The 13,490-nt window shown below is 30.5% G+C and carries 18 protein-coding genes; 12 read left to right on the forward strand and 6 right to left on the reverse strand.

Annotated elements, in window-relative coordinates; translation table 11 throughout:
* A partial coding sequence (locus ACZYT4_RS13390; protein ID WP_463786683.1) for a hypothetical protein occupies nt 1–232 on the reverse strand: 232 nt, incomplete at its 3' end.
* 111 nt (nt 233–343) lie between these two features.
* A complete protein-coding gene (locus tag ACZYT4_RS13395; protein ID WP_463786685.1) occupies nt 344–625 on the reverse strand; it encodes a hypothetical protein in 282 nt (93 codons plus the stop codon).
* Nucleotides 626–787: 162 nt separating this feature from the next.
* Between ACZYT4_RS13395 and ACZYT4_RS13400 the strand changes: the two genes are divergently transcribed.
* The 3 genes from ACZYT4_RS13400 (at nt 788) to mnmM (ending at nt 4,295) form a co-directional block, all read left to right on the forward strand.
* The gene (locus ACZYT4_RS13400) at nt 788–2,056 is read left to right on the forward strand and encodes a M15 family metallopeptidase (RefSeq protein ID WP_463786689.1); all 1,269 of its coding nucleotides are present in this window, start codon (nt 788–790) and stop codon (nt 2,054–2,056) included.
* A 69-nt stretch (nt 2,057–2,125) separates the two neighbouring features.
* The gene (locus ACZYT4_RS13405) at nt 2,126–3,748 is read left to right on the forward strand and encodes a B12-binding domain-containing radical SAM protein (protein WP_463786691.1); all 1,623 of its coding nucleotides are present in this window, start codon (nt 2,126–2,128) and stop codon (nt 3,746–3,748) included.
* A gap of 13 nt (nt 3,749–3,761) precedes the next feature.
* Complete coding sequence (gene mnmM, locus ACZYT4_RS13410; RefSeq protein ID WP_463786693.1) at nt 3,762–4,295, forward strand: tRNA 5-(aminomethyl)-2-thiouridylate-methyltransferase MnmM; 534 nt, start codon at nt 3,762–3,764, stop codon at nt 4,293–4,295.
* On the opposite strand, the gene brxF is transcribed toward mnmM, so the two are convergent.
* The 3 genes from brxF to ACZYT4_RS13425 all read right to left on the reverse strand — a co-directional run bounded on the left by brxF (nt 4,292) and on the right by ACZYT4_RS13425 (nt 7,161).
* Nucleotides 4,292–4,720, reverse strand: a complete 429-nt coding sequence (brxF, locus tag ACZYT4_RS13415) for a BREX-3 system P-loop-containing protein BrxF (RefSeq protein ID WP_463786696.1) — start codon at nt 4,718–4,720, stop codon at nt 4,292–4,294. The genes mnmM and brxF overlap by 4 nt on opposite strands.
* A gap of 88 nt (nt 4,721–4,808) precedes the next feature.
* Nucleotides 4,809–6,224 carry an ROK family protein gene (locus tag ACZYT4_RS13420; protein ID WP_463786700.1) on the reverse strand — a complete coding sequence of 472 codons (1,416 nt, stop codon included), beginning with the start codon at nt 6,222–6,224 and terminating at the stop codon, nt 4,809–4,811.
* A 118-nt stretch (nt 6,225–6,342) separates the two neighbouring features.
* Nucleotides 6,343–7,161 (reverse strand): Cof-type HAD-IIB family hydrolase, encoded by an 819-nt coding sequence (locus tag ACZYT4_RS13425; protein ID WP_463786702.1) that lies wholly within the window; start codon nt 7,159–7,161, stop codon nt 6,343–6,345.
* Nucleotides 7,162–7,272: 111 nt separating this feature from the next.
* On the opposite strand from ACZYT4_RS13425, the gene ACZYT4_RS13430 reads away from it, so the two are divergent.
* From ACZYT4_RS13430 to ACZYT4_RS13445, 4 genes are all read left to right on the forward strand, one after another.
* Nucleotides 7,273–7,752 carry a hypothetical protein gene (locus tag ACZYT4_RS13430; protein WP_463786704.1) on the forward strand — a complete coding sequence of 160 codons (480 nt, stop codon included), beginning with the start codon at nt 7,273–7,275 and terminating at the stop codon, nt 7,750–7,752.
* 83 nt (nt 7,753–7,835) lie between these two features.
* Nucleotides 7,836–8,387, forward strand: a complete 552-nt coding sequence (locus tag ACZYT4_RS13435) for a Sir2 family NAD-dependent protein deacetylase (protein WP_463786706.1) — start codon at nt 7,836–7,838, stop codon at nt 8,385–8,387.
* 18 nt (nt 8,388–8,405) lie between these two features.
* Entirely contained in the window at nt 8,406–8,651 is a 246-nt protein-coding gene (locus ACZYT4_RS13440) for a DUF3781 domain-containing protein (RefSeq protein ID WP_463786708.1), read from the forward strand.
* Between the two features lie 32 nt (nt 8,652–8,683).
* Nucleotides 8,684–9,433 (forward strand): CPBP family intramembrane glutamic endopeptidase, encoded by a 750-nt coding sequence (locus tag ACZYT4_RS13445; RefSeq protein WP_463786710.1) that lies wholly within the window; start codon nt 8,684–8,686, stop codon nt 9,431–9,433.
* A gap of 42 nt (nt 9,434–9,475) precedes the next feature.
* On the opposite strand, the gene ACZYT4_RS13450 is transcribed toward ACZYT4_RS13445, so the two are convergent.
* Complete coding sequence (locus ACZYT4_RS13450) at nt 9,476–9,850, reverse strand: hypothetical protein (protein WP_463786712.1); 375 nt, start codon at nt 9,848–9,850, stop codon at nt 9,476–9,478.
* A gap of 108 nt (nt 9,851–9,958) precedes the next feature.
* Between ACZYT4_RS13450 and ACZYT4_RS13455 the strand changes: the two genes are divergently transcribed.
* From ACZYT4_RS13455 to ACZYT4_RS13475, 5 genes are read left to right on the forward strand one after another with little or no spacing between them, the layout of a single operon-like run.
* On the forward strand, nt 9,959–10,489 hold the full coding sequence (locus ACZYT4_RS13455; RefSeq protein WP_463786715.1) for a DUF5662 family protein: 531 nt from the start codon (nt 9,959–9,961) through the stop codon (nt 10,487–10,489).
* A gap of 43 nt (nt 10,490–10,532) precedes the next feature.
* The gene (locus tag ACZYT4_RS13460) at nt 10,533–11,543 is read left to right on the forward strand and encodes a D-alanyl-D-alanine carboxypeptidase family protein (RefSeq protein ID WP_463786719.1); all 1,011 of its coding nucleotides are present in this window, start codon (nt 10,533–10,535) and stop codon (nt 11,541–11,543) included.
* Nucleotides 11,536–12,105: a hypothetical protein gene (locus tag ACZYT4_RS13465; RefSeq protein ID WP_463786721.1), complete on the forward strand. Its 570-nt coding sequence runs from the start codon at nt 11,536–11,538 to the stop codon at nt 12,103–12,105. Before ACZYT4_RS13460 ends, ACZYT4_RS13465 begins: the two co-directional genes overlap by 8 nt.
* Nucleotides 12,098–12,607 carry a spore maturation protein B gene (locus ACZYT4_RS13470; RefSeq protein ID WP_463786723.1) on the forward strand — a complete coding sequence of 170 codons (510 nt, stop codon included), beginning with the start codon at nt 12,098–12,100 and terminating at the stop codon, nt 12,605–12,607. Before ACZYT4_RS13465 ends, ACZYT4_RS13470 begins: the two co-directional genes overlap by 8 nt.
* Nucleotides 12,608–12,653: 46 nt before the next feature.
* Nucleotides 12,654–13,394 (forward strand): pseudouridine synthase, encoded by a 741-nt coding sequence (locus tag ACZYT4_RS13475; protein ID WP_463786725.1) that lies wholly within the window; start codon nt 12,654–12,656, stop codon nt 13,392–13,394.
* The last annotated feature ends 96 nt before the right edge of the window (nt 13,395–13,490 follow it).

Consider the following 13,490-nt stretch of genomic DNA (forward strand, 5'->3'; position numbering starts at 1 on the left):
GAAAACTTAAATAAAAAATTGTAAATAATAATGTGAACATAATGGCTGTCTGGAAAATACCGGACAGTATTTTATATTGTGATTGAGGTAATTCATAGTTTTTTGCTTTTTGCATACACTGATAGGCAATTAATAATGGGATGAGATTAACGATACTCAGCAATGAACCTATTAAGGCGATGCATGACATCATAATACCAGAGTAAAAATAGTCTTTATATGTCTCATTCATTGATATCACTTCCTTATTTTTATTATAGAAAAAAAGAAAGTGGAATAAGTGAAGATTTGGTTAATTTTTATTTAAGATTATAAAAAAATATCTTCGATTGAAGATAAATTTTTAAGCTTTTTTTAATTTTCTTTTTTTAAGAATAAAGACAACAATGATGACAATAATAAGCGTAATGGCTGCACAAATGCCAGCAGTTGATAAAAGTGCAGGCTTTGTAAAAGCTTCTGTCCACATTGCTATTTTTCTAATCAATATCGCAATTGCATAACCAGCTGTCGCACTTCCAAGTAAAGCAAGAATAGCTTTAAACCATTTTGGAAAAACTTCTGTAAAAAGTACATCGGTAATCAGACAGATGAATGCAATAAACATACAAATAACAAAATGCATAGAGAAACCTCCTTTTTATACAACAATTAAAATAACATAATTATCCTCATAATGCAATAATATTATCATATCTAAATCTTTTTAATCATATGATTTTCACGTAAATTGTAGAATTATGAGACTGAATATGTTAAACTATAAGACATAGAAAAGAGGTAGATTATGAGATTTAATAGAGGTAAAAGATATACATATTATAGTTCGTATTCTCATTCTAGCCGTTCGAGAATACGTTGGGATAGAATTGCAATTATAGGAGTTGTTGTTGCACTGGTTATTGGTGTGGCAGTTTGGTTCAATTTTGATCGTATTCAGTTGGCTATTAAAGGTTATTCATTTGATCAGCAAAATCAAATCTTGGCTTTAGATGGTGATGAAGTTGATGAAATTTTATCACATGATAAATTATCTCATATTTCACAATGGATTGAACAAAGTGAAAAAGTTCAGTATTATGATGAATATGAACAATATTTATCTTTACATAAGGATTTAGAAGTTGAAAATGTGATTTCAACCATAGATGAAATTTTTGATAATTATGTTCCAAAATTAACGACATTGAATTATTCCAATGATCAAATTTGGGAAGTTTTAAAAACAGCTGGTGTTAATGAAGTTAAGCATCTGGTAGATCAGCAATACACATATGCACAAATTGAACCTTTTATGAAAGTGAAAGGATTTGTATTTGCTGATTTAGATAAATATATGGAAGTTTATGCTGAAAATCAAAACTATAATTATGCTGTATTGATTACAACATATCCATTTATTATATCAGAAAATCAACCTGAAACATCTTATACAATTCAAAATCCAGATGATGTATTGACATTAGTAAAAAAAGGTTTCTATTTATCATCAGACTATGAACCATCTGATCTTGTCACTCCTGATCCAGATAAGGTGAAAGTGGCTTCTGATTGTGATGATTCAAGATTGCGTAAAGAAGCAGCAGATGCCCTTGTGGACATGTTTGAAGCGGCTAAACAGGAAGGCTATGATCTTGTTATTAATAGCGCTTATCGTTCTTATGCAAATCAGAAAAAAACATATGATGAATATTTTGACACATATGATGAAGTGACAGCAGCCAGTCTTGTTGCTGAACCTGGAGCAAGTGAACATCAGACAGGATTAGGTGTTGATTTAACATGTCAGGCTGTTATTGATGATCATTTGAATGGTATTACGAACAGTCGTTTTGGATACAAGCCAGACTATAAATGGTGTGTAGCGAACTCTTATAAATATGGCTTTATTTTAAGATATGAAGAAGATAAAGCGGATATTACTGGTATTGCGAATGAGCCATGGCATTTTAGATATGTTGGTAAAGAAGCTGCAAAAGAAATCTTTAACAATAGCTGGACTTTGGAAGAATATTGTTTAAATAAAGGAGTTATTCCTGATATTCAAGAAAAATAATCTAGGGTGATCTCTAGATTATTTTTTTCAAGTAATAAGAATTTGTATCTAAGAGAAATGGGGAAAACTATGAAAACTTTGATTACAACATTAAATTCTAAATATATTCATACATCTTTATCTGTACGTTTATTGTATGTTGCGACTTATCACGATTTTGATATTGATTTTAAAGAATATACTATTAAAGATTCACTTGAACATATTGTTGATGATTTGATTTCCATGCATTTAGATGTTGTGGCTTTTTCATGTTATATTTGGAATATTGAATATATTGAAAAGATATGTCAGTTATTACGTTTAAGGCAACCTGAAATCATTATCATTCTTGGTGGACCCGAAGTCACTTATGAACCACAATATTTTTTGAATCATTTTCCAATTGATTATGTCATCAGCGGAGAAGGGGAACTGGTTTTTCCTCAGCTTTTATCAGCTTTAAGAGATCATTTGCCTGTCCGTTTGGATGGTGTAAGTGACCAGCATCATATTTCTCAAAGTATTGCAATAGCACCATTAGAATATGTAGAAACTTTAGATTCTCCATATCAACTCCCACAAGATCAGGCACATATTGCAAAACGTATATTATATTTTGAAACAAGTCGTGGATGTCCTTTTCAATGCCAATATTGTTTATCTTCGTTAGAGAAAGGGCTAAGATTTTTTAGCGAGGAATATCTCAAAAAACAATTAGAAATGATTTGTCAGAGTCCTGCAAAAACTATTAAATTTTTAGATCGAAGCTTTAATGCCAATGCTGATCATGCCATCATGATTTTAGCTTACATTTTTGAACATTATCGTCCTGGGCAACAATTTCAATTTGAAATCAACGCAGATGTTTTAAATCAAAGAATTATTGATTTTATTAGAGAAAATGCACCACAGGGACTTTTAAGATTTGAAATTGGTATTCAATCTACATATGAGCCAACAAATAGAGCAGTCAAAAGAATACAGAATTTTGAACGTTTAAGTGAAGTTGTTCATATGCTCATGGAAGATGGAAAATGTGATTTACATTTAGATTTAATTGCTGGATTACCTTATGAAAACTTTGAAAGATTTGCACAATCGTTTGATGATGTCTTTGCCTTTAGAGCAAAGGAATTGCAACTGGGATTCTTGAAATTATTAAGAGGAACGTCTTTAAGAAATAATGCGGATGATTATGGATATATTTATCAGCAGAAACCTCCTTATGAGATGTTAGAAAATCATTGGCTTTCTTTAGAAGATATGCAAAAAATTCATATGGCTGAAGATATGTTGGAAAAATATTGGAACAGCGGACGTTTTGTACGTACAATGAACGCTGTTATGAATCATGTTTCTTCTCCATTTCAGTTCTTTTATGATTTCGCATGTTTTTATGAAAAACATCATTATAAGAAGATAGGATATCAGCTGGATGAATTATATCAGTATTTAGATACATATTTACCAGACCAATATCATGATGATCTAATTATGGATTACTTGTTGCAATTTAAAGTGAAACCTAAGAAATGGTACACATCAACACTTTCTACACAAGAAAGAAAAGATGTTATCAGATATCTTGTTTCACAATATCAATTAAATGCAGAATTACTTTTTAGATATGCTGTGATTGAAAAGTTGGATAGGGGATATTTGGTAGTTATATATAAAGATTATCAATGTCACTGGAAGATTTATCAATAAAGGAGCTGAGTTTATGATAACGATGGTGGAATATGTTCATCAAAGAGTTTTAACTTACCAATTTGATATTGGTGTAGATTTTACAATGGGAAATGGTAATGATACAGTTTTTTTGGCACAACATTGTCGAGAAGTCTATGCTTTTGATATTCAGCCTATGGCATTAGAGATGACTAAAAAACGTTTGATTCCATCATCAAATGTTCATTTGATTTTAGATAGTCATGAATATATGGATCAATACTTAACAACATTTGATGTAGGTATATTTAATCTTGGATATTTACCCAATGCTTCCCACCAAATTACAACAATGCTATCTTCGACTCAAAAGGCTGTACAAAAAGCTATTCAATTGATGAAAAAGGCTCTTTTTATCGTTGTCTATCCTGGTCATGAACAGGGATATCAAGAAAGTCTTTGGATAGATGATTTTGTTTCCTCTTTAGATGCCCATCAATATCATGTATCTTGTTTTCGCATGATGAATAAAAATAAAGCACCCTATGTTATTGAAATAGAAAAGAAGCAGTCAATGCTTCTTTAACATAGGATGTATTTGAATTCATTTTTATCTGTAGAATAAATTAAATCTTCTGATGAATCATTTCGGAAATGGAAGAGTTGACCATCTTCAATTTTTCCATTCCAAGTTGCAACAACTATGATATCTTTTGATAATTCTTTGAGGAAAGCCAATAAATCAATTTGGCTGTTTTTTGCATATAAAATTTTTTTATTATCTAATAATAGAACTTTTTGGTGATAAGTTTTTAAGAAATTTTTCATTTCAGGAAGTAGTTTTTCACTTGGTGTATGGTAGAAAATCTTATCAAGATCAAGAATAGGAATCCCTGTTTCTTCACTGTATTGACGAATGATTTTAGATTTTCCACTTCCAGGCTGTCCAATGATTAATAAAAGTTTGTACTCTGCATGACTTACGTCATCTATTTTTTGCTTGATGTCCATTGCTATAATCTCCTTTTTTCTATTGTTAAGAATATTATAACATTTTCTGTAAGCGTTTTCTATGGATATTACAAAAAATATCTTTTTCTTATGATTTATATTCTTGCAGGCATAATATTAATTGTCCTAATAAAATATATTCCTGAATATTTTCTATTTTTATAATTTGTGGCAAATAAGATTCAGGTATATATTGGGCAATTGTTTTTTTCAATTCATCAACATCAGGAATAAGTGTACAAGAAAGGATAATAGCTTCTGGTCCAATAACAGAAGACAATGCGACTATTGTTTTGGAAACAAGTTCTAAAGCACCTTCAGGAGTTTTAGCAAGTACTTGTGGATGATTAGAATAATTCAATGGTAAGTATTGAACCTCACCAGCAATATGTGCATGTCCTTTGATTAATTGACCATTGACAATAATACCAGCTCCACCAAAATGATTATTTGGCTGAAATAAGAAAATTAATGATGAAAACTGCTGCTGGGAAGCATAATATCCTACGGCAGCTGTATTGACATCATTATCGATGACAATTTGTTGATGATAACGTTCTTTTAACAATTGATACATATTCAAATCATTTAAACCTATAATACTTGTAGAAGCAACAAAACCATCGTTAATAATACCCGGAGTCGATATTCCGATCACTTGAATATGAGGATATTGTAAAATGATTGTGTCAATGACATCATAGATATCCTCCATGCTAATTTTAGATTTAATGATTTCATTATTGATAATAATCTTATTATTTTCATCATAAAGGTGATAGGCAATATGTATTCTCAAACTATTTCTAAATAGCGATAATACAAGAATTTTTGTGTTGCGATGTTGAATGATTTGAAGTGGTTTAAGCGTGGTTTCAGGTCTGCGATTGTGAGAGGCTTTCTTGTTTTCAAGTCCATTTCTTACAAGCTGTAAAGTTTTGACCACATCATATTTTGCAAAAACTTGAGGTGGTATTTTTAAAACGATTTTTTCTTTAAGGATTTCTTGTACTTTCGCATGCATAAAAGAAATCTGAGGAGCAAGAAGTATAACATCATATTCATTGCCAATATTAAATAAATCTGTATAACCAATGGCTTTGACTTCATAATGATAATCTAAGATTTGTGCAGCTTCATTAAGTTTAGAAGCAAAATAAGACGTTGTTAAACCACCACTACAGCTTAGCAATATTTTTATTTTCGGTTTTTCAACTAATTGTAAAATATTATTCATCATTTCATTGAATAATTCAGTAGCATGTTTCATTGTTTTCATTTGGAAATGAAGATAGAATTCAATATTCTGATTTGTTGTATTGGTGACACTGAGTTCAATGATGTTTAAAGGGTTGAAAATAACCTGACTAAAACTATAGTTTGTTTTAATACCAATGATATGATTATTGTGTTTATCTAAATAGATATGGCATTGACTTTGATCTTGCATTAAAATCCATTGTTTAAAAATCATTGTATGAATATCTCTTAAAAATTCATCCATAAAAAATCTCCCCTTTTTATTATTATAAGGGGATAATTTTATAAATTCATATATTTTGCTAAAGTAGAAAAAATTTTTTTAAAAAATGAAGTCATACACGATATTTTTTGATAAAAAATTATCTTTGATTGTAAAAAGAATGCGTTTGTAGATAATATTCAATGACTTCCAAAACACCTTCATGATGATAAGAAGGGGCTATCCATTGGAATTGTTCTTTCATAGAATCTTTTGCATTTTCCATAACATAACCATATTTCACCATTTGTAGCATTTCTATATCATTCTTCGCATCACCAAAAGCCATAACTTCATCAGTAGAAATATGGAGATAATCCATGAGAAATTGAATAGCATGTCCTTTACTGACATTTTGGGGAATGATATCAATGCAATCATGACCACTATCAACAATTCTTGCGTTTTGAGGAATAACTCCTGTTAAATCATCAATACGTTCATTTACATTGCTTTTTGGAAGATATAAAGCAAATTTCATAATGGGTTCTTTAATATCATGGAAATTTTTGACTTTTTGAACATTTGGAAAATATGGAAGAAACATTTGGTAATATTTTTCAGGTAATGATTCTAATGTATAAGATTGTTTCTTTGTACAAACCCAGCATAATATATCAGGCATTGTTTGAAGTGTATCAATGATGAGCTGACTATCTTGGGATGAAAGATGAGCTGAAAAAAGCTCTTTTCCCTGACTGATAATATAGCCACCATTTTCAGCAATATAAGTGAGTTCATTTTGGATATGAGGAAAGCATTGTTGAAGTTTGAGATATGGATTACCACTAGCCACAACAAAATGAATTCCTCGCTCTTTTAAAATTTGATAAATATTATCAAAACGTTTTTGATTATAAGATGAATGTTCATCTAAGAATGTTCCATCCATATCAACAGCAATCATTTTTATAGTCATGAATTCATTCTCCTTTATAACATATATAAAAATTATAACATAAAAGATTAAGAAATAATTAATAAATGAAGTCTGAAAAAAAGAGATAATAGAAAAGAAGGAGGATGAGATATGGAAACAATTATAATCAAACCACATCATTTTATTGATATTTTTAAATTATATGGTTCAGGAATTGAGGAATTTGTTCCTGATGTCAAGATGGGACATCATTTTTATTTGATTGCTAATAAGATTATGCAAAATCCTTATCTTGATTGTCAACTCACCATAGAAGGAGATGATATATGTCAACCATGCCACTGTTATCAAAATCACCAATGCCAGGATACTATTTTTCATATTCCAGGTATTTTAAAGAAAGGAGACTATAATCGATTGTTGGATCAAAGAATTATAGAACTGTATCATCTTTGTGATAAAAAATATCAGGTATTGACATTATGTGAAAAACTTTATCAGCATCATGAACTGATAGCGCAAATATGGAAAGAAGAAGATGCCAATCATATCAAACAACGTCATGATTTGTTTATAAAAGGTGTAGAGAAATATATCTTAAAATATAAAAGTGATAACCATATATATTAACAGTATATTATGTTTTTATATGTATATTTGAAACGTTTTATAAGAATATAGTATAATGGAATAAGAATGGGAGAGTGATTGAAATGAAAATAATTGCGTTTACAGGAGCAGGAATTTCTAAACAAAGCAATATTCCTACATTTATGGAAAGACCTGATATTAGAGAGAAATTATTTAGAGATTATGCGAATACTCATCATGAAGAATACAATGAAGTGATTAAACAGTTAAAAGCGAACATGAATGGTGCAAAACCTAATGATGCACATTATGCTTTAGCTGAGTATCATATTCCAGTGATTACAATGAATATTGATGGTTTGCATAAGTTAGCAGGTAGTGATGCATTAGAAATGCATGGTGGTTTACCTGAAGACGATGAAATGGATATAGCCTGGTCATTATATAACAAGCCTGTTTTATATGGTGATCCTGCACCTAATTATCAACGTGCTTATGAAATGGTCTATGATTTAGAACCAGGTGATATCTTTTTGGTTATTGGCTGTTCTTATCATACAGCAATTGCGGTTGATTTAAGAGAGATTGCAAAAAGCCGAGGTGCAAGAATCATTGAAATACAAGAAGATGCAGCACATAATGTAAGAAAAACATTAGAAAATCTTATGAAATGAATGAAAGTGGGAAATATGATGGGTGATAAACAAGTATTACTTGATAATATTGATAAAATACATACGACAAAATTAGGTGTTGAAAGAATAATGAGAAACTTAAGTATCAATACAGAAGATGTTGTATCATATTGTAAAAATATGATTTTAGACAAAAGATGTCATATCTATAAGCGTGGGAAAAATTGGTATTGTGAAATTGATCATATTAAAATAACTATTAATTCATATAGCTATACAATTATTACTGCACATATAATATAATATTCTCTATAATAATTTGTAAGGAGAGAAAAATGAAAAACGAACGTTTGATTCATTTTATTATCATGACTTTTATTATAACTGGTATAGCATGGGGAGGACTTGCTATTGCTACAAAATTAAAAATTATCGCGTTTAGCGATCCATTAGGAACTTTTTTACATATTATAGGAGGATTTGGTCCCACGATTGCAACATTTTTTGTTATGGAGAAACCACTCACTTTTCAATCTATTATGGATTTTGTTTTTCAGTATAAGAAGAGTCTGGTTTGCTTTTGGATATTGGTTATGATGGAAATATTGGTCATTGGTATCTCATCCATGGAATTGAATAAAGCTATCCCTGGACATCTGATCCCACTTGTTTTCTTTCAGGCTGTCTTTATTTATGGTGGGGAAGAAGAATTAGGATGGAGAGGTATTATGCAACCTCTATTGGAAGAAAGGTTTCTTTTTCCAATTGCAACATTCATGACAGGTATTGTATGGGGAATATGGCATTTTCCACTTTGGTTCGTAGATGGATCTTCACAACAAAATATGCCTTTTCCTTTCTTCTTAGTATTAGCAGTCATTTTAAGTTTTTGGCTGGCTTCACTTTATAAAAAGACGCAATATGTTTTTGCTTGTAGTGTCTTTCATGACTTAACAAATACACTTTTATCAATATTTGTTATGCAATTGAATGTGATTTTATTATTAGGTTTAATTATTATGACTTCTTATTCAATATATTTGTGGTATGAGACAAATCATGATTTAAGAAGAGATGAGAAATAAATAATTGCTATAAGCAAATAAGTGGTTGATAAGAAAATCAAGTTATTGAAACTTGATTTTTTCATATTTTAATAATTGTTCACGTGTCTTTTTGTAATGTTTTAATTGTATAATGATTTGTTTACGAGTTTGTCTCGTAATATATTCAGCACAACTAATCGCAAAGATTAATGCGATTAACATAAAAACTGGTGTTGAATATAAGAAAAATGCACTATGTGTTAAAAAATACAAAATAATCAAACATCCAACAATAGATAATGTTTTTATTAAAATTCTTGTGTTCAAGAAACGCGCATATATTTCATTACGAATATTTTGATGCGTTTCTTGGAGTAATGTAATAATTTCAGAGCATTTTTCAAGTGTTAATTCATAATCATTAATATTTGTACGAACATCAACTTTAATTGACATCTCTCAAACCTCCTCTTACAACATCATTAACATTATAGCATCGTTTTAAAAAAAATAAAGAGATTTACTTCAAATATAAAACAATGTATACTTAAAAAGGGTGATTTTATGAAAGCATTTCAGCATTTAAGAACAATTACGAAGCATAAATGGTATGTTGGAAAATTATGTTTTCGTATAGGTCTATATAAACAGGGGTTATTACATGATATGTCAAAATACTCATTGTGTGAATTCTTAACAGGGGCAAGATACTATCAAGGTGATAAATCGCCAAATTCGGCTGAAAGAAGTGAGAAAGGATATTCTTTAGCGTGGTTACATCATAAAGGAAGAAATAAGCATCACTGGGAATTTTGGGTGGATTTTACCCGTACAGGATTACAACCTGCCAAGATGCCAACGCGTTATGTTTTGGAAATGTTTTGTGATCGTATTGCGGCAAGTCAGACATATCAAGGGAAAAAATATCGTGATACATTTCCTCTGGCGTATTATGAAAGGGGAAAACATACATATATTATGCATCCTCAGACACGCGCTTTGTTAGAAGAGTTGCTACAGTATCTTTATGATCATGGTTTGGATCAGACAATTCAATATATTAATGAACATCCTGAATGGAAGAAATCATCTTAATCATAACATACAGAATTTTTCATATATTATTTTAGGTGATGATATGAAAAAATGTATGTTTTTTTTGTGCTTGTTTTTGTCTATCAATCATGTACAAGCAGTCGATTTTCAAGGGAAATCTTATATTGTTATGGAAAGTACTCATCAAAATGTTTTAGAAGGATATCGTATTAATGATGTTCAAAGTGTTGCTTCTATATCTAAAATCATGACAGCTATTGTGGCTATTGAAAATGGAAATCTAGATGAAGAATATGAAATAGGTGAGGAAGTTAATGAAGCATGGGGTAGTGGCATCTATATACATATAGGTGACCATATGAATCTAAGAGATTTATTACATGGACTTTTATTAAGGAGTGGTAATGATGCAGCCAATGTCATAGCCAAAAATATTGGTGGCAGTATTGATCAGTTTGTTGAAATGATGAATCAAAAAGCACAGGAGTTACAAATGACCCAAACACATTTTTCTAATCCAACGGGGTTAGATGAAGAAGATGATGGGAATCAGTCAAGTGTATATGATATGGCATTATTAATGTCTTATTGCAGTCAGAATCCAATATTTAACGATATTGTCATGAAAGAAACATATAAGAGAGAAGATGGTGGAGGAACCTGGCATAATAAAAATAGATTGTTAGAAGAATATGAATATTGTGTTGGAGGAAAAACAGGGTATACAAAGAAAGCAAAAAGAACGCTTGTTACACGTGCTATTAAAAATGATATTTCATTAGTGATTGTGACATTTAATTGTGGAAATGATTTTGAATTTCATCAAAAAAAGTATGAAGAATGTTTTGAAAAGTATAAGAATGTACTGGTTTTATCAAAAGGAATCTATCAATATCATGGCCATTCTTTTTTAATTGATCAAGATCTTTATTATTGTGGATCAGAAAGTCAAAATGTATCTTTAAAAATGGATGGTGATGATTTAAACGTTTATGTGAATAATCAGATGATTTATCAGGCTCAAAAAGAGAATTCTTTGCAGACAATTTTATCATGTGCATGGATGATATTAGGAGATTGTATCAATGGCTAGAATATGGAAATGGAGTATTGTCTTGTTTTTGCTGGTGGGATTATTGAGTCATCAGGAAGAAGAAATGATGATTGCTTTGATGGATACACCTTTTATGGTTTGGGACCTCATTATCAATGTTTTGCTTTCTGCATGTTTATGGGGTGGGTTTTTAAATATTATTCAAAAGACAGGTTTTATGAATTATTTTTCAATCATTTTCAAACCTGTTTTTCGCATAATCTATGGACCTATCATTCAAAAAAAAGATGTCTATACGTATCTATCATCTAATGTGATTGCGAATTTATTAGGACTGGGCACATTGGCAACCATTAGTGGTATTAAAGCTTTTCAAAAGCTTCAGGAATATAATCCTCAAAAAGAAAGGCCAAGTCGTGAGATGTTGACACTTGTTATTATTAATACAGCAGGTTTATGTTTATTCCCATCCACTCTTTTGACAATCAGACAACAGATGGGATCAAATGATATTGATGCTTTTTATCCTTATATGCTTTTAATTGGAATCAGCATTATTGTCATTGGTTTAATGATACAAAGGATGATAGATCATGAATAAAGTTGTTATCATATTATTGCTTTGTGTTTTTATAGATGGGGTTATCAAGCGTTGCTCTTTGTTTGAATTGTTTGTTGAAGGAGTGAAAGATGCTTTGACTTTGTTTTATTCCCTTTTTGTGACTTTGATGGCGTTTATGGTTTTTGTACAGTTGCTGCAAAGCAGTGGCACAATTGAATTGTTAGGTCGACTTTTTTCACCATTGCTTCAAATTCTGCATATTCCAGTAGATATATTGGTTTTAGGCTTGCTTCGTCCAGTCAGTGCGAATGCTTCCTTATCATATTTATATTCTTTTTATGAAATATTTGGTGTCGATCACCCCTTAAGCTTTTTAGCAACCCTCATTCAAAGTGGTAGCGATACAACCTTTTATGTCGTCACACTTTATTTTTCTTCCATTCATATGAAAAAAACAGGATATGCCTTACCAATTGGATTAATGATGGATTTTTTATCTGTTGCTTTTGCTATTATGATTTATTTAAAAATGTTTGTATAATTGAAAAATCTATGTATAATGGAGTGGAGAAAGGACGTGTGATACTATGGAAAGACTACAAAAAGCAATTGCGGCGAGTGGATATACATCAAGAAGAAAAGCAGAAGATCTTATTCGTCAGGGAAGAGTCGAAGTCAATGGTGAAGTCGTAAGTGAATTGGGATTTAAAGTTAAAAAGGGAGACCTCATCATGATTGATGGGAAGGCTTTGCAAAGTGAAAATAAAGTTTATTATGTTTTTTATAAACCTAAGGGATGTATATGTTCATTAAGTGATGAACTTGGAAGAGAAACTGTTATTGATTATTTTACAGATGTCAAAGAACGTATTTATCCAGTAGGAAGATTAGATTATGATACTTCAGGGTTACTTTTTATGACAAATGATGGAGAATTTGCGAATCTGATGATGCATCCATCTTCACATTTGGAAAAAGTATATGAAGTCAGCGTTAAAGGATTGGTTTCTGGCAGAACAGTTCATCAATTGGAAAAAGGGATCTATTTAGAGGGTGTGAAGACGTTGCCTTGTCGTATTAAAATTGTTGGTAAAGATGAAGAACATGGAACAACAATGTTAATGATAAAATTAATTGAAGGTAAAAATCGTCAAGTAAAAAAAATGTTTGAAGCTGTTGAACATCCTGTGAAAAGATTACATCGTATTCGTATTGGAACTGTTGATTTAAAAGGATTAAAACCGGGACAATTCCGTTTAATGAAGCCTCAGGAAGTCAAAGATTTAAAAGTTATGGCGTTGGCGAAGAAAACTGCCAGAAAACGTTAGAATGGAGAATATCTTGTAAGAGATATTCTTTTTTTGTGGATATTTGTATGATGAAGTTTATTGAAGAGAATGATGAAGTGATTATAATAGAAAACA

It is taken from the genome of Massilimicrobiota sp. mt181 (assembly GCF_055420065.1).

Coding starts and splice junctions, on each gene's coding strand:
- ACZYT4_RS13395 (WP_463786685.1), bottom strand. CDS start 625: ATGCATTTTGTTATTTGTATGTTTATTGCATTCATCTGTCTGATTACC.
- ACZYT4_RS13400 (WP_463786689.1), top strand. CDS start 788: ATGAGATTTAATAGAGGTAAAAGATATACATATTATAGTTCGTATTCT.
- ACZYT4_RS13405 (WP_463786691.1), top strand. CDS start 2,126: ATGAAAACTTTGATTACAACATTAAATTCTAAATATATTCATACATCT.
- mnmM (WP_463786693.1), top strand. CDS start 3,762: ATGATAACGATGGTGGAATATGTTCATCAAAGAGTTTTAACTTACCAA.
- brxF (WP_463786696.1), bottom strand. CDS start 4,720: ATGGACATCAAGCAAAAAATAGATGACGTAAGTCATGCAGAGTACAAA.
- ACZYT4_RS13420 (WP_463786700.1), bottom strand. CDS start 6,224: ATGGATGAATTTTTAAGAGATATTCATACAATGATTTTTAAACAATGG.
- ACZYT4_RS13425 (WP_463786702.1), bottom strand. CDS start 7,161: ATGACTATAAAAATGATTGCTGTTGATATGGATGGAACATTCTTAGAT.
- ACZYT4_RS13430 (WP_463786704.1), top strand. CDS start 7,273: ATGGAAACAATTATAATCAAACCACATCATTTTATTGATATTTTTAAA.
- ACZYT4_RS13435 (WP_463786706.1), top strand. CDS start 7,836: ATGAAAATAATTGCGTTTACAGGAGCAGGAATTTCTAAACAAAGCAAT.
- ACZYT4_RS13440 (WP_463786708.1), top strand. CDS start 8,406: ATGGGTGATAAACAAGTATTACTTGATAATATTGATAAAATACATACG.
- ACZYT4_RS13445 (WP_463786710.1), top strand. CDS start 8,684: ATGAAAAACGAACGTTTGATTCATTTTATTATCATGACTTTTATTATA.
- ACZYT4_RS13450 (WP_463786712.1), bottom strand. CDS start 9,850: ATGTCAATTAAAGTTGATGTTCGTACAAATATTAATGATTATGAATTA.
- ACZYT4_RS13455 (WP_463786715.1), top strand. CDS start 9,959: ATGAAAGCATTTCAGCATTTAAGAACAATTACGAAGCATAAATGGTAT.
- ACZYT4_RS13460 (WP_463786719.1), top strand. CDS start 10,533: ATGAAAAAATGTATGTTTTTTTTGTGCTTGTTTTTGTCTATCAATCAT.
- ACZYT4_RS13465 (WP_463786721.1), top strand. CDS start 11,536: ATGGCTAGAATATGGAAATGGAGTATTGTCTTGTTTTTGCTGGTGGGA.
- ACZYT4_RS13470 (WP_463786723.1), top strand. CDS start 12,098: ATGAATAAAGTTGTTATCATATTATTGCTTTGTGTTTTTATAGATGGG.
- ACZYT4_RS13475 (WP_463786725.1), top strand. CDS start 12,654: ATGGAAAGACTACAAAAAGCAATTGCGGCGAGTGGATATACATCAAGA.